The 20,394-nt window shown below is 59.8% G+C and carries 17 protein-coding genes; 10 read left to right on the top strand and 7 right to left on the bottom strand.

The genetic code is table 11. The annotated features are described in order from the left end of the window. Positions 1-34 precede the first annotated feature (34 nt). Positions 35-2,593, bottom strand: coding sequence for a right-handed parallel beta-helix repeat-containing protein (locus JNN07_05310; GenBank protein ID MBL9167136.1), 2,559 nt, complete (start codon positions 2,591-2,593; stop codon positions 35-37). Between the two features lie 140 nt (positions 2,594-2,733). After that, positions 2,734-4,344 (bottom strand): HDOD domain-containing protein, encoded by a 1,611-nt coding sequence (locus tag JNN07_05315; GenBank protein MBL9167137.1) that lies wholly within the window; start codon positions 4,342-4,344, stop codon positions 2,734-2,736. Positions 4,345-4,452: 108 nt separating this feature from the next. Here JNN07_05315 and JNN07_05320 point away from each other — a divergent pair, with 108 nt between their 5' ends. From JNN07_05320 to JNN07_05335, 4 genes are all read left to right on the top strand, one after another. After that, positions 4,453-5,928, top strand: a complete 1,476-nt coding sequence (locus tag JNN07_05320) for a hypothetical protein (GenBank protein ID MBL9167138.1) — start codon at positions 4,453-4,455, stop codon at positions 5,926-5,928. Positions 5,929-6,008: 80 nt separating this feature from the next. Continuing rightward, a complete protein-coding gene (locus tag JNN07_05325; protein ID MBL9167139.1) occupies positions 6,009-6,929 on the top strand; it encodes a hypothetical protein in 921 nt (306 codons plus the stop codon). A gap of 47 nt (positions 6,930-6,976) precedes the next feature. Beyond that, complete coding sequence (locus JNN07_05330; GenBank protein MBL9167140.1) at positions 6,977-9,046, top strand: hypothetical protein; 2,070 nt, start codon at positions 6,977-6,979, stop codon at positions 9,044-9,046. A 146-nt stretch (positions 9,047-9,192) separates the two neighbouring features. Beyond that, positions 9,193-9,945: a DUF1080 domain-containing protein gene (locus JNN07_05335; protein ID MBL9167141.1), complete on the top strand. Its 753-nt coding sequence runs from the start codon at positions 9,193-9,195 to the stop codon at positions 9,943-9,945. A 24-nt stretch (positions 9,946-9,969) separates the two neighbouring features. Here the strand turns inward: JNN07_05335 and JNN07_05340 are convergent, their stop codons facing one another. The 5 genes from JNN07_05340 to JNN07_05360 form a co-directional block, all read right to left on the bottom strand. Then, complete coding sequence (locus tag JNN07_05340; protein ID MBL9167142.1) at positions 9,970-11,070, bottom strand: chemotaxis response regulator protein-glutamate methylesterase; 1,101 nt, start codon at positions 11,068-11,070, stop codon at positions 9,970-9,972. A 23-nt stretch (positions 11,071-11,093) separates the two neighbouring features. Beyond that, positions 11,094-11,936: an HDOD domain-containing protein gene (locus JNN07_05345; protein ID MBL9167143.1), complete on the bottom strand. Its 843-nt coding sequence runs from the start codon at positions 11,934-11,936 to the stop codon at positions 11,094-11,096. After that, positions 11,924-12,454 (bottom strand): chemotaxis protein CheD, encoded by a 531-nt coding sequence (locus JNN07_05350; GenBank protein MBL9167144.1) that lies wholly within the window; start codon positions 12,452-12,454, stop codon positions 11,924-11,926. The genes JNN07_05345 and JNN07_05350 overlap by 13 nt, the downstream gene beginning before the upstream one ends. A gap of 11 nt (positions 12,455-12,465) precedes the next feature. Continuing rightward, entirely contained in the window at positions 12,466-13,287 is an 822-nt protein-coding gene (locus JNN07_05355; GenBank protein MBL9167145.1) for a protein-glutamate O-methyltransferase CheR, read from the bottom strand. 236 nt (positions 13,288-13,523) lie between these two features. Beyond that, positions 13,524-15,131, bottom strand: a complete 1,608-nt coding sequence (locus JNN07_05360) for an MCP four helix bundle domain-containing protein (protein ID MBL9167146.1) — start codon at positions 15,129-15,131, stop codon at positions 13,524-13,526. Positions 15,132-15,591: 460 nt separating this feature from the next. Between JNN07_05360 and JNN07_05365 the strand changes: the two genes are divergently transcribed. From JNN07_05365 to JNN07_05390, 6 genes are all read left to right on the top strand, one after another. Beyond that, a complete protein-coding gene (locus tag JNN07_05365; GenBank protein ID MBL9167147.1) occupies positions 15,592-16,023 on the top strand; it encodes a flagellar assembly protein FliW in 432 nt (143 codons plus the stop codon). A gap of 11 nt (positions 16,024-16,034) precedes the next feature. Continuing rightward, a complete protein-coding gene (gene csrA / locus JNN07_05370; protein MBL9167148.1) occupies positions 16,035-16,373 on the top strand; it encodes a carbon storage regulator CsrA in 339 nt (112 codons plus the stop codon). Between the two features lie 39 nt (positions 16,374-16,412). After that, a complete protein-coding gene (locus tag JNN07_05375) occupies positions 16,413-17,216 on the top strand; it encodes a flagellin (GenBank protein MBL9167149.1) in 804 nt (267 codons plus the stop codon). 95 nt (positions 17,217-17,311) lie between these two features. Continuing rightward, a complete protein-coding gene (gene lhgO, locus JNN07_05380) occupies positions 17,312-18,586 on the top strand; it encodes an L-2-hydroxyglutarate oxidase (GenBank protein MBL9167150.1) in 1,275 nt (424 codons plus the stop codon). A gap of 26 nt (positions 18,587-18,612) precedes the next feature. Next, positions 18,613-19,551: an NAD(P)-dependent oxidoreductase gene (locus tag JNN07_05385; GenBank protein MBL9167151.1), complete on the top strand. Its 939-nt coding sequence runs from the start codon at positions 18,613-18,615 to the stop codon at positions 19,549-19,551. A 16-nt stretch (positions 19,552-19,567) separates the two neighbouring features. Beyond that, positions 19,568-20,335, top strand: coding sequence for a nucleotidyltransferase family protein (locus JNN07_05390; GenBank protein ID MBL9167152.1), 768 nt, complete (start codon positions 19,568-19,570; stop codon positions 20,333-20,335). The last annotated feature ends 59 nt before the right edge of the window (positions 20,336-20,394 follow it).

The raw sequence follows: 20,394 nt of genomic DNA on the forward strand, positions 1-20,394 counted from the left end.
GTGTTCGATCATGGGTTGGCAGTGCTGCTCGGCGCTATTGCACGGGGGCCGAGAGGCAGTTGGTTCGTCCGTACTGTGCTGCGAAGATCGCCAGATCAGCCCCATCGACATCTCCATCCCCGTCCAGATCCGCGACGCAGTGGGTTGGGATGAGCGATCGGACGTTCAGGGAGTAATGATCGTTATACTGAGCGTAGTAGAGGTGGTTGAACCCATCGGTGGTTCGCGCCCACGCGGTGAGGCGGAACTGATAGGCACAACTGGTCCAGGGCACTAACGCGCCGGAGGCGTGGGAGGGTGCGGAGTTGGAGATCACACCCGTGACGCCTCCCCAGGTGGGAGGTGCGCTATCGTGAAGTCCCGCGTAGTGATCGTGAGCGATCACACCTCCGTAGCCGTTACGCCCATACAGAGCCTCCAAGGTGAAGTCTCGCAAGAAGCCCGACGGGTGGGAGGCGGTGATGTCGAACTTCAGATTCTCCCGATCGGTCGCCAGGGGAACGAAACCGCAAGCCGGAATTTCCACTCCGGAGTTGTTGAGCAATCGGTTGATCTTCGCAGTCACGGGTTGGTTGTTGATCGTGACGGTGATGCGAGTCAGGGCGTTCTCGGGGAGCGTGAGTTCAACAGGGTTGCCCAGGAACAGTAAGTAACCCTTGCAGAGAATATCGTAGCGCCCATCGGGCAGCGCATAGGTGTTCCAGATCATCATCAGGTCGGAATGAGACCAATAGCCCGAGTCCGTCCGTCGGTAGAGTCCGTTGGCATCGGGGCCGATGCTTTCCAAGGTCGACGTGACGGTTCCCGAGGGGTTGATGGTGTAGCGGATCTTGGAGAGTGGATCGGTGATGGGCTGAAAGTCAGCCGCAGCGGGCGGAGTGTTGCCGGTCCACTTGGCGGCGTAGATTCGGTAGTAACGGATAGCGGTATCGCTCGAACCGAACAGTCCATGCAGCCAGAGGTTGCCGCCAAGCGGCGCGTCTTTGTAGGGGTAGATGGAAAGCGCGCTGGCCACGGAGCTTCGCACATTGGCTAGCCCGATGCTCGCGCCCGATTGCGTGATTTCCGAGGTGGGGATTTTACCGATATTGCTGAACAGGAATCCGGTGCTGAGCGGAGAGCCCAGGCCGCCGAGAGATGCACTGGGCCCGCCGAAACAGCCGATGTCATTTCGGGTTCCATCCCGGTCATTGTAGATGGGGTTCGGGTCGCCTGCGTTGATGCAGTGGGACCCGATGCCCAGAGCAAAGGGAGGGCTGGAAGCCTCGTCGAACAGCGGATCGACACTGATATCACCTGGCCCCGGGTTGGCTATCCCGCCGACCTGCGAGTCGTAATTCTTCCAGGTATTGTCGACAACATCGTTGAAGGAGATTTGCGGCACCGCTCCATGGGTGGCGCTGATGCCAGAAACATTTGCTCGGAAGATGTTATTCTTGATGATGGCGTTGGCGCCGTTGTAGCACCAGATACCGCTATCGGTGTTGCCGGAGACCGTGTTGTTGATGACCTGGGTTCCGGCGGAGTCAGGCCAAGCTAGATAGATGCCTACCCCGCTGTTGCTGATCACGAGGTTGTTGGCGATGAGAGGAGTGGAGTTCAGGCTGATGATGCCGTAGTTCACGATGGAGTCGGTGGCACTTCCATTTCCTTGGATAATGTTGTTGCGGATGATGGAGCTGCTTCGGCTCTGAATTCGAACGCCATCCAGGTTTCCCGTAATCCAGTTATTGTCGAGCAGGAGGCTTCCGCCGCTGATGAGCACCCCGGAGTCCCCGGTGGTCCCGCTGCGAGTGATCCGAAATCCTTCGAAGCGGGAGTTGGTCACTCCAATGGCAGTGACCACCGTGCCATCGCCCAGGCCTCGGAGGGTCGTGGAGTTGAATCCAGATCCGACCACATTCACACCGCTGCGCAGATGGATGTTTTCAGTGAAGGTCCCTGCGTCGACGTGGACTGTGTCGCCGACCGCTGCGGCGTCGATGGCCGATTGGATGCTTTCACCGGGAGCCACGATCAAGGTGTCTTGGCCGGTGATCACCAAGTTGACCCCATTGCGGCGGAACGTGTCGAGCGGCGGTCGCGTTCCATCCGTCTGAACGACCGACGTGCAACCTCCGCTGGTTCCAGGCACCGAATAATAGAGGGAGCCGGAGGGGCTTTCCTCCAGAGTGAGGATGAAGCAGACGCGACTGCCCTTTGCGATGCGAGGAGAGGGGAAGGGGAAGGTGATGCTTTTCGCGGAGGGGTAAATTGTGGTCAGGCTGAACGAAACCGTGGATGTTCCTAGGATGGTGCCGTCGTAAGTGTTTCGACGAGCCGTGAGGGTAACTTTGTAGTTGCCCAGGTTGAACGACGACAGCTCGAGTCGCGCCGTATCGAGAGTATTCCCTGGATAGCTAGGGATGTAGAAGCCCCGATCGTAGGCATCGCCGGGTGTGCCGGTGCATGATACGAGGGTTTCGCAGTGGGCGGTGGTCAGCGAGCTGAAAAGCGCGTACAGAACTGCTAACGATCCTATCAGCCGGTGATGCCAGCTGTGTGAGTTTGAGAGACGCTCAGTCGACTTCCGTGTGATGTGAGAGCTGTGCATACCTCACACCTAGTGCTGACCAGCGATACCGCTTCGCTGTGCTTGTCGAAGATCATCCCTTCTTTGCTCCCGTGAAGCATTCAGTGCCCGCTGCGCTCGGGGTAGGGGAATCGTCCCGTGTGGACGACACTCAGATCTCGTTAGGGCTGTCGCGCTCGAATGCGATGGCCGGCGCGGCTCATCAACTCTCGGACCAAACGTAGTTCGTCATGAAGCTGGCTGGCCACGGTGAGGGTGTTGTGACTGGTGGTGTTCCCGCATACTAAGCCGTAGGTCCCCTGTTCATCCCGAAGGGGAAGAAGAATGAACGGCATGGGAGTTCCCGCCGGCCTTAGCCACTCGGGGATGAAAGCCTTCATTCGTGGATCCTGAGGGTTCTGGATCATGACATCCTCACCTCGGCTGAGCGGGACGGCGAAAACGTCACGCTGTCCGGATCGCAGGACCGTGCTGGTATTCACAACGGTCGTCAGGCTGCCCAGTCCCTGTTCCATACGATAATCCAATCCACCCGGCTCGCGCAAAAACACCAGGCAGCTCTGAAGGTCGAGGGCCTTTTGCAGGCTGGAGGCGAGCAAATCGAAGCATTCGCGGAAATTTGGGTTGGGCTGTGCCAACAGGCGTTCGAGTTGCTGGCGAGCATTCCCGAGAACCGTGGATGCCTTTTTCGCATCGGTAGGAACTCGGGGTTCCCTCGGGACATTTTGCGGTGGCGGAGCTGTGTCCTTGGCCGCAGGCGCCGTTTTGGGTGCCGGTTTGAATGGCGCTGGAGGGCGAACGCCTTGGCTGAGGCACTCCATCCGTTTGAACAAGACCACGTTTCCCGTGGCAAATTTGCCTGCCTGGCTGAAGGACGCGATTTGTGAAACAACATCAGCTACCAATCTGCCTGCATCGCTTGGGCCGAGGTGGAACTCATCCGTGTAATCCTTGGTCACCTCGGCCAGACGTGTTTTGAAGTCATGTGGGCCCAACGGCTGGCTGGCGAGTGATTCGGCGATTCTCAGCCCCAGTTCGGCAGAGATCAACAGCTCGGCTGCGGGAGTCGTGTTGAGCTGATGTCGGATCTCCTGGGGGATCTCGTGCAATGTTTTGAGGATCATCTGCGGCATGTGCATGCCCGTTAACAGTTCATGTGCCAGCTCCAGGGGCGTGAGCCCGAACTGCTGTCGGAAAACGGTGTCCGAACCCAGACCTCCCTGACTCGCGGCCTCGAGAGCCTTTTGATAGTCATCGTGGAGAAAATTGCACATGAGCATCCGACCGTAGCTTCGAAGTGCCCCGCACAGGAATGCCAGATCAGGCTCCATTCCGGGGATTCGGCGACCGAAGGCCGCGGCGAAGAGTCCCCCCGTCAAGGACAGCCCCGCCAGCTCGCGGTTGACTTCGGCTCCGGCATTCTGGTCGACGTTTTCCAGCAGGAGCACCGAGATGGCCAAGTTTCGGATGCGCTCAAACCCCACCAGTGTAACCGCCTGAGGTATGGTGGTGATCTCGGCTCCGCCAGGGTTGTAGGCCAGGGTGTTGGCTATGGACAGAATCCGCTGCATGGTGGACTCGTCCCGGCTGATCATGTCGGCCAGGTCTTGCACCGACATTTGGTCGGCTTTTTCGCTAATCTCCCGGATGACCTGCACGATCTGGCTCATCGCTGGCATCTGGCCTTGATCCAGGCCCGTGCGTACACGTGAGAGCGTTGCCTTGGCTAAGGCCTGTTGATCCGTCGTGTGCGAGTCCGAGGCTGACGACATCAGATCTGAAATCGGCCTGAATATGAATGACTTGAGTTCGGGCTGGCACTGCGAGTTGTTGCATCGAACGGGAGAGTTGGTAGGATCCTAGCAACACTCCCAATGACCATGACCACTTGCGCTCGTATTTGCCTTGCGACCGACGAAGCTACTCCTGGGGGCTCTGGTTCTCATGCGAGGAGAACTTGGTGGCAAGCGGTCCTTTATGGCGCCTGCGCGGGGGGGATGGCCTGGGGCATTCGCGGTCAGTATGGCCACGAAACTGGGGCGATGATTGCCGGGCTGCTGTTGAGCTCCACGCTGGTGCTGCTCTTTGGCCGGGGGCTTTCGGGAGTCGATGCTCTGCGCGCCGTCGCCTGGGCCACCATCGCCATGGGATTTGGTGGATCGATGACCTATGGTCAGACCGTTGGGCTCACTCATGATGCCGAGTTGGTGGGGAATCACCAGGCCTTGGGGTGGGGGATGCTGGGGCTAGCCATTAAGGGAGGCCTCTGGATTGGCTTTGGTGGGGCCTTCCTGGGTATGGGGCTGGGAGGTAAACGCTATCGGGCGTGGGAATCACTTTGGCTGATGCTGGGACTCCTCGGGCTTTGCTGGATCGGAATCCAGGCGTTGAACGAGCCTTTCAACCCGAATCAACGGAGGCTGCCTCTCGTGTATTTTTCCGACGACTGGCGATGGGAACCGGGCGCCGTGTTGAAACCTCGGCGGGAGGTCTGGGGCGGGATGCTGGCCGCCTGGATCGGCCTGCTGGTCTACGTTCGATACGCCCGACGAGATGGCCTTGGGCTTCGGCTAGGCCTGTGGGGATTCCTCGGGGGTGCACTTGGTTTTCCACTGGGGCAGGCCTTGCAGTCCTATCATGCGTGGCACCTTGATTTCTTCCGCAGCGGCGTGTGGGCCGGCGTGGATCCACTCATCAACTGGTGGAACTGGATGGAAACGACCTTTGGCGCAATCATGGGAGGCGTTCTTGGCCTGGGGCTGTGGGTGAATCGGCATCGGATTCATCCTCCCGAGGCATCGAACTCGCGACCCCTCCCGGCCGGGTTGGGTTGGGGTTTGCTGATGGCCCATGTGAGCTTGCTCGTGGGTGAGCAGTTCTTCTCGGTGGAATGGTTAAACGAGTTTTATGACTTTGGTTTGGTGGCTGGCCTGATACCGATTGTGGCCGTGGCTGGAGATGCACGATGGTCCTATTGGATTATCCCAGTGACCGTGCTTCCCATTGCGGGCAAGACTCTGCGCGAGATGGTTTATGAGCAGCACGCGATCGCACCTTGGCTGGGATGGGTGGTGTATTTGGCGATCCCGGTGGGCATGGCGGTGGCCCTGGCGGTCTGGTTGCAGCGCAATGGGCTTCAAGACGCTCCGGCTGCTCGCAGCCTCCGACCGGTCCTGTTGGCGGGGACCTGGCTGTTCTTCGGCTTGAACTACGCATTCTTTCGCTTTCCCTGGCCCTGGCACGAGTGGACCGCCCGCACTCCCAACAGCCTGGCATTCACCGCCTGCGCGCTGGCTCTTTCATGGTTGGTGTTCAGGAGCGGGAGGGGCGGATTTCGGAAGAGCCTGTCCTGCTGAGTCCTCTCGACTCGAGCAGAGCTACCGAAGCGGAGAGTGCGCTTGCATTGCGCGCATCATCTCGCTAAACGGCCTGGGTGATGCGTTTGGATTTACCAGGCTTGAGCCTGCCGCCTTCGGTCGAGGGTTCTGCGGAGTTCAGGGGGCGAGCCCTGCTGCCTGAGCAGCTGGAATCTAGGATCCTCTCGGAACGTCGAACCATACGGATCTGGCTTCCGCCGTCGTATGAGGCGTGTCCGGAATTCCGCTACCCGGTGCTTTATCTCCACGACGGACAGAACATGCTCAGCGTCGAGGGGCCGCAGGTCGCCTACGGCTGGGGCACGTGGGAAATCGACCGCAGCGTGGAACGCCTGGTCGCAGCCGCTCGCATGCGGGAGGTGATCTTGGTTGCGGTTTACAACACTCCCCGTCGCTACCGGGAGTATCGTGGGCGGGTGGCGCCCGGCAGCCGCACGCCGGGGAATAGAGAGCACGAGCGGTATGCGGCTTTTCTGATCACGGAATTGAAACCGATGTTGGATCGCCGGCTGCGCACCTTGCCAGGGCCCGAAACCACGGGGGTGCTGGGTGCTTCGATGGGCGGCCTCTGCAGTCTGGTCCTGTCCTGGGATCATCCTCAGGTGTTTGGCGTGGCCGCCAGCCTGTCGGGAGCCTTCCAGGTGGAGCGAGCCCATTTCCTGCAGCGTGTTCTGCGGCCCTATGGGGGCCCGCCAAAGCCGATCCGGGTCTACTTGGATTCGGGAGCCAGCTCAGGAGATGGAGGTGATGACGGTCGATCCTGCACGGCGGCCGTGACCTGCGAGCTTCGGCGAATCGGATGGAGAGACGGCATGGACCTCTGGTTTCACGTCGAGGAATCCCTGCTGACTGCGGATCAGTTGCGTCCCTTGGGCCTTCCTGAGGACAAGTTCCGGGAGGCACAGGTTGCCCAGCACAACGAGCTTTACTGGCGTCAACGTGTGTGGCGTCCGCTCCAATTCCTGTTTCCTATCCCCTGAGCTTCTCGCCGTTCTTTCCTTTTTGCTTTTCCTGATTTTTCTGCATCATGTGGGCTGTGTTGCGCCTGGATATTCTTAGGTGCCCGGGCCTCCATCTTCCCGGGCTGGTAGGAACATGTGTTCTGCTATCGTTTCTGCTTTCACAGAAAGCCGCCGCCCAATTGGTCGCCGGGCTGCAGGCTGAGTTTCGAGCCGCGAGCGGGGCTGACCAGCTCGTCATCGAAAGGCCCGCCCTGTTCGTGCCAGCGGGCACGCCGCCCACCCCGCTGCTTCCCCCGGGCGATTTCACGGTCTCATGGCGGGGGTTTCTTTCCTCCGAGCTTCGGTCCGACTATCTTTTGAAAGCGGAGTTCGCGGGAAAAATGGATTTGGAGATCAACGGGCGCTCGGTGCTGTCTGGAGCGGGCTCTAATCAAGTGCTGTTGACTCCGAAGGCGGTGCGGCTGAATAAAGGGACGAACGCCTTCTTGTTGAGGTATGAGAGCGTTCGAGGAGGAGACTCCTACCTGCGACTGTTCTGGGGGGAGAAAGAGTTCCTGCTGCAGCCTATCGCGCCCGCAGTGCTTTCCCACTCCGTCACTCCCGATGAAACCATCAGCCTGGACCGGCATCGGGGACGGGATCGGTTTGCCGAGCTGCGGTGCTCGCGGTGCCACGCGGATCCGGCTCTCCAGGCTGGGATGCCGGAACACACGATGGATGCGCCGTCCTTGGAGGGAATCGGTTCACGTCGTCGCTTTGAATGGCTTGAGCGCTGGCTCTCGGATCCCCAGTCCATGCGTGCGCACGCACGCATGCCGAGGTTGCTGGTTGGCCCTGGTGCGGCGGAGCAGACCCGGGCTGTGGCTGCTTATCTCAGTTCCCTCAAGCTGCCTGCGGGCGGCACGATTCCTCCAGCCCCGGCGCCGGCGTCGGTGCCGGACCCTCAGGGTCCCGCCGGAGAATCCATCGCCTTGCCACCGCTGTACGAGCGGCTTCAGTGTTCGGCGTGTCACACGCTGCAAGCTGGCGCGAGCGGGGCGGGGGAGCTTATTTCCCTCGCTGACGTGTCCCAAAAGTTTCCCCCGGGGGAGCTGGAGGCATACCTGCTGAAACCCGAGGCTCACGACCGCTGGAGCCGGATGCCGAATTTCCATCTTTCCCGGCCGGAGGCTGCTGAGCTGGCTTCTTTCCTGATCGGCGCAGCGAAGCGTTCGGAAGAGCGGCAGGATGCGGTGAAACCTGAGTGGGTGACGCGTGGACGGGAACTGGTGACGTCGACGGGCTGCCTCAACTGCCACCCCCTCCCGCTGCCGAATGAGTACTCGGCTCCCCCGTTGGCTAAGTTGAAGCGACAAGACTGGACCCGGGGCTGCCTGGCGACCAATGCTACAGGGCGGGGGAGAGCCCCCGAGTTTTCCCTGAGCGAAACGGATCGTCGGAGCCTGCGGGAACTGGGGCGGACGGATCTCGCCTCCCTCGGGCAGGACACGGCTGCAGCATTCAGTCTTCGCCAATCGGCACAGCTGCGCTGTGGCGCATGTCACGGTCCGATGGCGGGCATTCCTGCCTTCGATATTCTGGGAGGAAAGCTGCAGCCGGAGTGGGCGGCGGCTTTCATCGCAGGCAAGATTCCCTACAAACCTCGTGCCGAGCGGCATCCCAAGGGGGAGATCTGGATGCCGGCCCGGATGCCTGCCTTTCCGGCCTATGCCACCGGGATCGCCCAGGGACTGGCCTTGAGCCATGGCGTTGCTTCCCGCACGGCCGCCGAGGCCGACCCGGATCCAGAACTCGCTCGGATTGGCCGCCAGCTGCTGGGCAAGGATGGCGGTTTCTCCTGTGTGTCCTGTCACGCGGTGGGCAAGGTTCCGGCCTTGGAGGTGTTCGAGAGCGAGGGGATTAACCTGGCCTACTCCGGACGGCGTTTGCAACGGAGCTTCTTCGAACGATGGATGGCCTCCCCGATTTCCATCGATCCTCAGACGAAGATGCCCGCCTATTTTGACGAGGAGGGTCAGAGCCAGCTGGGAGAGATTCTGGAAGGGCAGGCGTCAAAGCAAATCCATGCCATTTGGCAGTATCTGAGACTGGGGGAAGCGATGGAACCGCCCGTCGTTCCGGCGGCGAATCCCTGAGTGCCGGGGATTCCCCGGTATTGAGAATGAGGATTTACTGAGGGGCGAGACGGGATCAATCTCTGGCTCGGGTCTCTTGAGCTTCCGGCCTGATTATGGCTCATTGTAAGCATCATCGGCCAGGCAGAACATGGATCACGGATATTATGATGTACACTTTTGGTAGCGCAACGGGATGGCGGTTTTGGATGGCTCTGGTTTCACTACTAGGTGCGATGCATTCGCCGGCGCGGGACCGGAAATCCGAGCCGCTGAAGCCTGGCGAATGGGAGGTCCTGTTCTCCCGCAAGGCGCACCAGTTCCGTGGCTACAAGCTCTATGACTTTCCCAAACGCAGCTGGAAGGTCGAGAAAGGCGAGCTGAAGAGCCTGGCCGGGGCTCCGCAGGTCGATCTGGTGAGCCTGGCGATGTATCAGGACTTTGAGTTGGAGCTGGAGTGGCGGGTTGCCGCAGGAGGAGACGGTGGTGTGCTCTACCGGGTGATGGAGGACGAAGGGCCAACTTGGCACTCCGGGCTCGAATACCAGCTACTGGATGATGCCGCTCATCCTGATGGCAAGCAGTTCAACCGCACGTCCGGATCACTCTACGATGTAGCTGGGGCGAAAGCCTCCGCCGCGGTGAAGCCCCCGGGTGGCTACAACGTCTCGATCATCAAGGTGGTTGGAACCAAAGTGGAGCATTGGTTGAACGGGGAGCAGGTGCTTCAGTTTGATCTTGAGAGCCCCCAGTTCAAGGCGCTGACAGGTCAGAGCAAGTTCAAGAATCTGCCCCGTTTCGGTCGCGAGAAGGAGGGACACATCTGTCTTCAACACATGGGCAACGAGGTGGCGTTTCGCTCTATCCGAATCCGTCGGGTGGTCCCGCTGGACGCCTCGGCTCCGGCTATCGCCCGCTAGGGGATCGTCGTGCGAGAGATGACACTAGGCGACCGCTCGAACACCCACGCGCACCAGCCTCGCCACGGACTTCTCGATCTCGGCTCCCATGCGGTCCAGGGGAAGAACATGATCGACGGCGCCGAGGCGGATCGCTTCCCGCGGCATCCCGAATACCACCGAGGATTCCTCATCCTGGGCGATGGTGTAGGATCCCGCCTGCCTGAGGCGAAGGAGTCCTGCGGCACCATCGGATCCCATGCCGGTCAGGATCACCGAAGTGGAGTGATCGCTCCCCCCGGCTTTGACCACCGAGTCGAATAACACGTCGACGGCGGGCCTTTGATGGTGAAGCTGCGGTCCCACCCCGAGTTCCACCGAGTAGTGCGATCCGGTCCATCTGAGAATCATGTGATAGCCACCGGGAGCGATCAGCGCGCAGCCCGGAGTGACGATGTCACCCTTGACTGCTTCACGGACCTCCAACTGGCACTTGTGGTTGAGGCGCTCGGCCAGGGCCTTCGAGAAATAGGCGGGGATGTGTTGGACGATGCAGATCCCCGGGAGGTCCCCGGCGAAAGTGGGAAGGAGCTGGTTCAGTGCCTCGGGTCCTCCGGTTGAGGAGCCGATGAGGATGAGGCTGCGGGGATGATAGGATCGTCCTTGCCCGTGGCTCTTGATAACCGCCGGGCTGGTCCCCATCGGCCGGTTGTTGCGCCCGGCGACATCCAGAGCGGCCCGTCGCGTGCGTGCGCAGGCTGCCGCTTTGATCTTCTGCGCCAGACGTGAACCGTCCTCGTAGGCTGAGAACGAACCACTGGGCTTGTCCATCACGTCCACTGCCCCGGCTTCGAGCGCTTCCATGGCTTTGGAGGAGCCGGCCGTGGTCAGGGAGCTCATGATGATCACGGGCATTGGCCGGTGCTGCATGATCAACCGCAGAAAGGTCAATCCATCCATCTTGGGCATCTCGATGTCCAACGTCAGAACATCGGGTTTGAGATCAAGGATTCGATCGCGCGCGTTGTAGGGATCGATGGCGGTTCCGACGACCTCAATCTCCGGAAAATCGGCCAGGCTTTCGGTGATGACTTTGCGGGCGATGGCCGAGTCATCGACAACCAGAACGCGGATTCTCTTTTGCATGTGCTTTCGCTTGGGGCTTGGGGTTAGGCCACGGCGAGGATGTTGGCCTTCTTGGCTTCCTCGAGCGTCTTGATCATCAGCAGCGGCAGCGCGTCCGTCTTGAGCCCCAGGATCTCCATGACCTCATCGCGGCCTTTGACCGCAAACGCTTGATACCCGTAGCTGTGGCCTGTGAAACCAGCGATTAGGTTGGCCAGATACACACACGCCGCCATGGCTTGGTGAGGCTTGGCCTTGGCGGGATCGTGATGCCAGGTCACGCTGGCGACCAACGCGGCAGGAAACTTCCACTTCTCAAGCAGCCGGCCGCCGACCTCCGCGTGATCGGCTCCGAGCACCAGTTTTTCCGCCTCGAGCAGGGAGTGTCCTTTGGCTTCTGTTTCCTCAACCAGTCGGCTGTATGAACCTTCGAGCGCGGTGGCCAAGACGATTTTGCCCAGGTCGTGGAGCAATCCGGCGGTAAACGCGAGGTTTTGGTCGAGCCCGCGGTCGCGGGCGATGGTCTGCGCTGCGATGGCCGTGATGGCGGAGTGATCCCAAAGCTCGCCCTGACCGAGTCCGTATCCGGTCTGGGTTCCACTGAGAGCTTGCTCGCTAAGAATGGCCGCCAGGATGCGAAAAACCTCACCGAACCCGATGCGCATGATAGCCTCGTGGAGATCGGCGACGGGGTCAGCCCCGGCGAACGCGGCGCTGTTGCAGACCTGAAGAATTTTCGTCGTGAGAGATGGGTCGAAGGTGACCAGACGGACGACGTTGGCGTTGTCGACATCGTTCTGCTGCAGAAGATCCATCAACTCCGATAGGACTCGCGGGGCCGGCGGCAGCTTCTTCGCCTTCTGAATGTATTCGTCTATCCTTTCCATAGAATCACCTCCGAATCTTGGCCTGAGACTTTAAGCTTCACCACACCGGTTCTCAGATCCAAGTGAACGGTTCTACTGACCATGCCGCCGACATGTTCGGCCCGCACGACCAAGCCGTGCTGGCTGAGCAGTTTGATCAGCGTTTCGTAGTTGCGCTTGCCGATGCTAAAGAATCCGCTGCCGTCCATCACCTGCGCGCCCCCAGCGACACAGATCTGGACTCGGAACTTGTCCGCTTTGAGCTGGTAGGCCGCACGGAAGAGAGCGGGGATTCCCGTGTCGATGAACATGGCAGGCTGGGCTGCAGCCTTGACCGGGTCGATGGACGAGTCGGGCAGCATTGCGTGCAGCAGGCCTCCCACCCGGGTTACTGGATCGAAGATGGTGATCCCGAGGCACGAGCCTAGAGAGTAGGTGGTGAGCACGACATTTGGGTTGCTGGAGACGGCCAGGTCTGCAACGCCAACGACCAGCTTCTGGTCGAATCCCGTGATTGCCGCTAGTGATGGGGCCGGCATGTGTTCAGCGTTTAGGCGAGTTGGTAAATGCTTGGTTTGAGACAGCGCAACGGTAGCTTGAGGCCCGTCAGGCTTTCTGAGTGTCCTATGATTAGGTATCCGCCTGGCTGCAGCCAACGGCAAAGCTTTGTCACCAAGGCCTCCTGCGTAGCGCGGTCGAAGTAGATCATGACATTCCGGCAGAAAATGATCTCGAACGGCTGTCCGTGTTCGTAGGTTTCGATGAGGTTGATTTGGCGAAATGAGACACGGCCGGTGACTGAGGGCTTGACCCGGTAATGCCCCGCCCATTCCCCCTGGCCGATTTGAAAGTAGCGTTGGAGCCATTCCGGGGGGATCGTGCCTACGCGTTCCTGCGCGTAGATGGCTTGCCGAGCGGTGGCCAGCACCTTGGTGGAGATATCCGATCCGGTGATGTTCCAATCCCAACCTTGGGAAGTGGGGAAGTGCTCGCTGAGGAAGAAGCCGATGGTGTAAGGTTCCTCGCCGGTGGAGGAGGCCGCGCTCCAGATGCGGAACTTCTTCTTCCCGGGCGTCAATACCGAGGGGAGCGCCGTCTTGACCAGAAACTGGAAGTGGTCCTCCTCCCGCATGAAGTTCGTGAAGTTCGTGGTGAGAGCGTCCACCACCTTCGTCCACTCTTCCGGATTGGCGCGAGTGCGGAGGAACTCCACGTAGTCGATCAAGCTTTCAAAGCCGGTCGCCCGCATGCGCTTGCCCAGGCGCGCCTTGATCAGAGATTGTTTGCCGTCATGAAGCCGAATTCGGCATTTCTCGTATATCGTCGTGACGATATACTCCAACGCTGATTCCTCGGTGGTGATCGACTGCATACGTCTCAGGTCCTATCTGTCGGAAATGCGTCTGGCGGCTCCTGCTGACCGGCGCCTCTTATCCTGTCCCGCCCCGGTTCACCTCCCACGCCAGCGCATCCGTCTTCTAAGCCATCGGCGTAAAAAGGCTTCACTTAAAGACAAAAGGAGGGTTTGCCTGCCACATGACAGCGCTTAATCGCTTACTCAAGGGTATCTTTGGCGTCCGACGGCATCGGCCAGGTCAGGGTTGCTTTTCAAAAGTCCTTGAAAGCCTCCCCTGGGGCCTCCACTGCCACAGTCCGGGGTGAAGAGCGGATGGCGTTGGGGCTGCTCCCAGTCCCTCTTGGGGGCGTCCCGCCCCCAGTCGACCCTGACTTCGGCCGGCCGCTCACGGTGGTTGATGGCCTAGGATGGATTTCGGGGCTGTGGTCAGAACCTGATTCGTCGTTGCCCGTGACCAGCCTCCGGACTGCGGCCACCGCCTGCTTCAGCGATGTGGCCTGTTGGTTGAGTTGCTCGCTGGCGCTGGCGCACTCCTCTGCCGCGGCAGCGTTGCCCTGGGTGACGCTGTCCATTTGGGCGACAGCCTGGGTGATTTGGCTGATTCCGGTGCTCTGTTCGACCGAAGCCTGGGCGATCTCGTTAACCAAGCCGTCGAGCTGTTTGACGTTGATTTGAATCTGTTCGAAGGTGAGGTACACATCCGAGCTGATGCGCGTCCCCTCCTGACTCCTGAGGACGCTCTCCTCAATCTTGGAGGCCGTCTCTCGGGCGGCCAACGCGCATCGCTGGGCGAGGTTTCGGACCTCATCCGCGACGACGGCGAACCCCGCGCCGGCTTCACCCGCACGTGCGGCCTCCACGGCGGCATTCAACGCCAGAATGTTCGTCTGGAAGGCGATCTCATCGATGCTCTTCAAGATCTTCGTGATTTCCTGACTCGCCTTTCCCAGCGAATCCATGGACGCCATCAGCTTTTTCATCTGTTCGGTTCCCAAATCTGCGGAGTTGCGCGTTTGCAGGGCGACATTCTTCGCCGACTGGGCGGTGGTGGCATTGCTCTTGGTCATGCTGGAAGTCTCCTCCAAGGAGGCGCTGGTTTCCTCCAGGCCCGCGGCTTGTTCGCTGGCACCTTCTGCCAACGATTGGCTGGCAGAGGACATCTGACTCGATGCGCTCGCCACCTGATTGGCCCCGCTGGAGATAGTTAGGGACAGGACGTTGAGCTGGTTCGAGAGATCACGAACCAGCTTGGCAGCGATCAGGAAACCCAGAATGATCCCCAGTACCGTGGCCCACAGGATGACATTATAGGCTTGCCGCACGACGTGGCTTGCGGTTCTCGCCAGATCCTCGCTCATTCGTTCGTTGAGTGCAAACAGGGCATCACACTTCTCGCTGAAGGCGATGAATGCCGGACGGAGCCCGACCCGGTTGAGTTCCGTCGCCTCCTCTAATTTTTGCTCGCGACTCAACACCAGGAGCTTCCTGCGTACGCCTATGTAATCCTCGCGCGCGCTCTTCAACTGGTCAAATAGCGCTTGATCCTCCGGGTCGGTGATCGACTTCCCATAGTCCGTGATCGCTTTGTCGTTAGTCCGCTTGAGGTTTTCAATCCGCTGTTCAAATGCGTCTTTCTCCTCGGCAGTCTTCGAGAGAAAGTGTCGTAACACTGCCAGCTGGATTTCTGAGGCGTTGGCCTTGATAAGTCCCGACTGCAGCACACCCGGAAGGGCTTCCGCTGTCAGAGAACCTAACTCCCGTTTCACTTCCTGTAGCAGCACGAACGAACAGCCCCCCACCGTGACGAACAGTAAAAGCACCACAGCGAATCCAAAAGAGATACGTTTCCCGATAGTCATTAGTTTTCCTCCCCAACTTTGTTTGAGTCCCCGGATGGCGAGCCCCAGATCCACTCGCCCCCCGGTTTCTATCGACCATCCAAGCGCGCCCTCTAGGACCCGCATAGTAGGCTACTCATGATCGCTGGCGGTCGGACGAATCCTGGATTCTCTGCGATGGGAACTTTCGGTTCTGTCGCGCTCCTTTTCTCGTTCTCCTCCGCTGCTCCCCGGTAGTTCGGCCCATTCAGCGGAGGTGTTGAGAACCGGTTCCTGAGCGATGTTGAGCGCACCGACCGGTGGGAAAGATCTTTGAACGGCGGTTTTTGCCTAGGACACAGTGATCCCGCCGTCCCCCCCTCAAAATCTGCCGGTTGTAACGGGCGTCCAGGGGAGGGTGGCGCTGAAATCGGCAATTTTTCCTCAGCAGAACCCTGGCACGGGCACTGCTAAGCACATTCCGCAGTGGAAAAATGGAATTATGAAATTTGCTGAGACAAACGAGGCTGAGCCTCTAGCAAACGAAAGCCAAAGCATCGTGAGGATGCCATACGGGTTGCTCGGCTTTGAACAGGCGAAGCAATACGTCATCCTCTCTGATCCCAAGGAGGCGCCCTTTCTTTGGCTGCAGATGGCCGAGGAGCCCAAGGTGTCTTTCCTCGTGATGAATCCCTTCCTGGTGTTTCCGGATTACCAGCCGGATCTCAGCGATGAGGATGTCGAGTTCCTGGGGCTTCAGGCACCCGACGACGCCATCATCTTCAACATCGTCACCTTGCGCGGAAACGGCGGGGCTTCGATCAACCTGAAGGGGCCGATTGTCATCAATCGGCGAACTCTGATCGCCAAGCAGGTGATCCCGGTGAACGCCGCCGCGTTCAACGTGCAACATCCACTTCCGATCGCGGGCTAAGGACGGACCCTATGCTGATTCTTTCCAGGAAAGTCAACGAGAACATCGTCATCGACGGTCGGATCATCGTGAAGATCGTTCGCTTGGACGGTGAAAACGTCAAGCTGGGCATCGAGGCTCCTCCCGATGTTCCTGTCCATCGGCAAGAGGTCTATGACGAAATCCAGCGCAACAACCGCGAGGCAGCGACCACCGGCCGCCGACCTGTGCCCAGGCTCTCCAAGAACAAGCCGGGCTCCCATGGGTCGGCCTTGAACCCGCCCGTGTCCGGCGGACCAACTGTTCCACCGTCCGCTACCCCAGTTAACCCTGAGGGCGACGGAAACAACAGCGGCACCAAACCCCTTTAAGATAGATAGTCCAGATCCAACCCTGATTTGTAATCGATTATGGTAATCAACACAAACATCCAGGCCCAGACAGCGGCTTCGAACCTGAGCAGCAGCCAGTCTATGCTCGCGCGCTCTTTGGCCAGGCTCAGTTCTGGATCCAAGATTGTCCAACCCGCCGATGACGCCGCCGGCTTGGCAGTGTCCTCACGTTTGGAGGCTCAGACCCGACGCATCGACGCCGCGAAGTCAAATGTCGGCAACGCCATCTCCTATACCCAAGTGCAGGACGGGTACCTGAAGAAGATTGCCCGGGCGTTTGATCGGCTCAGCGAATTGGCCATCCTGGCTCAGGACGTCACGAAGTCCGATGCGGATCGGTCCCTTTACAACGCGGAGTTCACCCAGATCACGAGCTACATCACCAACACCGCCACCAAGGAGTTCAACGGTGTCAGCCTCTTTTCCAGCTCCAGCCTGAATGTCACCGTCGACTCGGACGGCAACACGTTCTCCATGGCCGGCGTGGACCTCGGCGCGGCGACCTACACGACTGCTACCGCCAGCGGAGTGAACACCGTGGGTGCCGCCGCGACTGCACTTACCTCTGTCAAAGCTGCCATTACCCAGCTCGCAACGGATCGCGCGAACATCGGCGCTTACCAATCGCGGATGCAGTTCACCTCAGATCAGCTGACGATCAGCAAGGAGAACCTGACCGCCGCTTCGTCACGGATCACGGATGTCGATGTGGCCGATGAGTCCACCCAATACGCTCGTTATCAGATCCTGGTTAACTCTGGCACAGCGATGCTGGCCCAAGCCAACCAGCTTCCGCAGAGCGTCCTGCGTCTGCTGCAATAATTTTCGCGCCGGCTTCGGACGTCCAGCCGTTCGGCGCCGGTATTCCAAGATCAACCATAACCAAACTCACAACCCAAGCAGAAAGGCTGAAGCTTATGACCGATATCGTGGTGGTAGGCGGCGGTATTGTTGGACTCGCCGTGGCTCGTTCCCTAATCCGATCGAATCCTCAACTTCTCATTCGAGTCCTGGAAAAGGAGACCTCCTGGTCCGCTCATGTTGCAGATCAAGGAGGCGGCATCATTCATTCAGGCGTTGGCTACCAACCCGGCTCGCTCAAGGCGAAACTCGCCCGGGTTGGTAACGAGCGCTTGGTGCGTTTCTGTCAGGAACACTCCCTGCCTCACGAGGTCTGCGGCAAAGTGATCGTGGCGACGGATCAGGATGAGCTGCCGGCTCTAAACCGGCTGTTTGAGCGTGGACGCGCCAACGGCGTGCCGGTCAAACGAATGAGCCCGGAGGAGCTTCGGCAGCGTGAGCCCCATGTCCGGGGCATTGCCGCGCTGCATGTGCCGACGACCGGTATTGTCGACTTCGTGGCAGTGGCGGACAAGCTGGCGGAACTGGTGTTCCAGAGCGGAGTGGACCTTCGGCTCGCGACGCGGCTTGAAAGCATCGAACGGTCGGTGGGGGAGATTCGTCTCGGCACCGACAAAGGGGTCTTTTCGACACGATTCCTGATCAATTGTGCGGGCTTGTTCAACGATCGGTCGGCCGATCCGGAAGGGGAGGTCTCCGGCGGGGATAAGGCGGTACGTGGCGACTACTTCCAGTTGCGCTCCGACCGGAACCATCTGGTTCGTCACCTGGTCTTTCCGGTTCCCGACTCTCGAGCGGGATCGGGCAGCGCCCATCTCACTCGTTCGGTTCACGGCGGAGTCTTCGTCGGACCCAATTTCTCATCCGCCGCCTCCACCTCGCAGGTCGCCTCCTCCGAGCCGCGGGCTCACAACTTTAGCGAGGCCAAACAGATCTTGCGTTCCGATGACACCGCAGCCCGGTCTGGTCGGCAGGCGCGCCGAGGACTGATCGACACCAGCAGCTGGTTTCAGCTGAAAGCCTTCACCCGGCGTTTGCAGCGGCTTGTTCCCGAGCTGCGAAGCGAGGACATTTTGCCCAGCCCTGAAGGAACTCGCACTCAGCCCATCGCCAGCGAGCGAGATCTGGCCGAGGACTTCCAATTTGTTTCCGGACGAAACTCTCTGCACGTTTGTTTGGCCTCGGCACCGAGCGCCACCCTGGCTTTGGAACTGGGGCACTACGTGGCAGCTCAGGCGATGCGTGCCACCGACTTCCCCAGTTCCGTGGCGCCCAGCGAAGGGTGGGAGGAGTCGGCTGAGAACTACTGCGAGGGGATCTGTGAGCTGTAGTTCCTCCGGATCTTACCTTTTCTAGCATGAAATCAAAAATTCTGGTGACGGGTGCCGCTGGGTATCTTGGTTCGGTACTGTGCGAAGTTTTGTTGCGCGAGGGCTTCTCGGTCCTCGCCCTCGACAATCTCTTCTATGGAGAGGTGAACCTGTTCCATCTCTGTGGCAACCCCGACTTCGAGTTCGTTCGGGCTGACGCCCGTGACGAAAAGGTCATGCGCGGTGTGCTCAAGACGGTGGATGCGGTCATCCCGCTGGCCGCCATGGTGGGAGTTGGCGCTTGCGATCGCGATCCGCTCATGACTCGGTCGCTGAACCTGGATGCCATCGCGATGCTCAACCGCATTCGTTCCAAGGAGCAGCTGGTGGTGTATCCCACGACCAACAGCGGTTATGGAACCCAGACGGGCGAGATGTTTTGCACCGAGGAAACCCCGCTTCAACCGATTTCCTTGTACGGCGAAACGAAGGCGGCCGCGGAGAAGCTGCTGCTTCACTCTGCCAACACGATCTGCCTCCGCCTGGCCACGGTCTTTGGCATGTCCCCCCGGATGCGACTGGACCTGCTGGTGAATCATTTCGTGCTCGCTGCGGTGACCGACGGCACGCTGACCATCTTTGAGAAAGACTTTAAGCGCAATTACGTCCATGTGCGGGATGTGGCTGACTGCTTCGTCCACTGTCTGCGCAGCCGTGAGCGGATGATCGGGCGCACATTCAATGTGGGTCTGGACTCTGCGAACCTTTCCAAGGGCGAGCTGGCCATGAAGGTGAAGGAGTACGTGCCGAATTTCTATGTTCACTTCGCCGAGATCGGCAGCGATCCCGACAAGCGCAACTACGTTGTTTCGAACCAACGGCTTCGGGAAGCCGGCTTTGAGGCCCGTCGTTCCTTGGAGGACGGCATCCAGGAGTTGATCAAGGGCTATCGAATGCTGGGCCGGGGTCGTTACAAGAACGTCTGATTTTCCCCCCAGGACTATGACGCGGGCTTTTTTTCCGATGCTTCCCTCCGCACGGCAGCCCAGGCTTGTCGGTGCGCCCACCGTGGCAATCCTCGCTGGCGGCTTGGGTACCCGACTTCGATCGGTGGTCAATGACCGCCCTAAGGTCTTGGCCGAGATTTCTGGTCGGCCTTTTCTCTCCTTTTGGCTCGAGACCCTGGCTCAGCAAGGCTTCCGCGAGGTCGTCATCTGCGCGGGGTATCTCGCTGAACAGGTCGAGCAGTGCCTCGGTGACACGTTCGGCCCGCTGCAACTGCGCTATTCGATCGAGCCGCAGCCACTCGGAACGGGTGGTGCCTTGCGCTTGGCCTCCGACCGGTTCTCAACCGATCAGGTCATGGTGTTGAACGGAGACTCTTTTTGCGAAGTGGACCTGGCTGCCTTTTGGAAGGCGCATCTCGAACGTCGTCTCCCGGCCAGCATGGTGCTTCGCTACGAGGAAGACACCCGACGCTATGGCCGAGTCACCCTTTCGTCCGATGGGCGGTTGGAGAACTTCCTCGAAAAATCCGACTTGATCCGTCCGGGATGGATCAACGCCGGCATTTATCTGTTGCCCAAGGACTGGATTTCCCGGGTTCCGGCGGCGCAAGCCATCTCGCTGGAACGGGATCTGCTTCCCGGCTGGATGGGTGAAGGGATCTACGGTTTTCCTTCCGCGGGACGGTTCATCGATATCGGAACACCGGAATCGTTCGCGCGCGCGGGTGAATTTTTTGCCGATGCAAAGAAGCTCGCAGCCTAGCCAGGTAATCCTGGCCGACTGGCCTGCTCCCCGGAGACGGGGGATCGGCCAGGGAATCG

Source organism: Verrucomicrobiales bacterium, assembly GCA_016793885.1.
Classification (GTDB): Bacteria; Verrucomicrobiota; Verrucomicrobiia; order Limisphaerales; family UBA11320; genus UBA11320.

Excerpts from the sequence above, each read along its gene's own strand:
- JNN07_05310 (MBL9167136.1), bottom strand. The coding sequence starts at position 2,593 with ATGCACAGCTCTCACATCACACGGAAGTCGACTGAGCGTCTCTCAAAC.
- JNN07_05315 (MBL9167137.1), bottom strand. The coding sequence starts at position 4,344 with ATGTCGTCAGCCTCGGACTCGCACACGACGGATCAACAGGCCTTAGCC.
- JNN07_05320 (MBL9167138.1), top strand. The coding sequence starts at position 4,453 with ATGACCACTTGCGCTCGTATTTGCCTTGCGACCGACGAAGCTACTCCT.
- JNN07_05325 (MBL9167139.1), top strand. The coding sequence starts at position 6,009 with ATGCGTTTGGATTTACCAGGCTTGAGCCTGCCGCCTTCGGTCGAGGGT.
- JNN07_05330 (MBL9167140.1), top strand. The coding sequence starts at position 6,977 with ATGTGGGCTGTGTTGCGCCTGGATATTCTTAGGTGCCCGGGCCTCCAT.
- JNN07_05335 (MBL9167141.1), top strand. The coding sequence starts at position 9,193 with ATGATGTACACTTTTGGTAGCGCAACGGGATGGCGGTTTTGGATGGCT.
- JNN07_05340 (MBL9167142.1), bottom strand. The coding sequence starts at position 11,070 with ATGCAAAAGAGAATCCGCGTTCTGGTTGTCGATGACTCGGCCATCGCC.
- JNN07_05345 (MBL9167143.1), bottom strand. The coding sequence starts at position 11,936 with ATGGAAAGGATAGACGAATACATTCAGAAGGCGAAGAAGCTGCCGCCG.
- JNN07_05350 (MBL9167144.1), bottom strand. The coding sequence starts at position 12,454 with ATGCCGGCCCCATCACTAGCGGCAATCACGGGATTCGACCAGAAGCTG.
- JNN07_05355 (MBL9167145.1), bottom strand. The coding sequence starts at position 13,287 with ATGCAGTCGATCACCACCGAGGAATCAGCGTTGGAGTATATCGTCACG.
- JNN07_05360 (MBL9167146.1), bottom strand. The coding sequence starts at position 15,131 with ATGACTATCGGGAAACGTATCTCTTTTGGATTCGCTGTGGTGCTTTTA.
- JNN07_05365 (MBL9167147.1), top strand. The coding sequence starts at position 15,592 with ATGAAATTTGCTGAGACAAACGAGGCTGAGCCTCTAGCAAACGAAAGC.
- csrA (MBL9167148.1), top strand. The coding sequence starts at position 16,035 with ATGCTGATTCTTTCCAGGAAAGTCAACGAGAACATCGTCATCGACGGT.
- JNN07_05375 (MBL9167149.1), top strand. The coding sequence starts at position 16,413 with ATGGTAATCAACACAAACATCCAGGCCCAGACAGCGGCTTCGAACCTG.
- lhgO (MBL9167150.1), top strand. The coding sequence starts at position 17,312 with ATGACCGATATCGTGGTGGTAGGCGGCGGTATTGTTGGACTCGCCGTG.
- JNN07_05385 (MBL9167151.1), top strand. The coding sequence starts at position 18,613 with ATGAAATCAAAAATTCTGGTGACGGGTGCCGCTGGGTATCTTGGTTCG.
- JNN07_05390 (MBL9167152.1), top strand. The coding sequence starts at position 19,568 with ATGACGCGGGCTTTTTTTCCGATGCTTCCCTCCGCACGGCAGCCCAGG.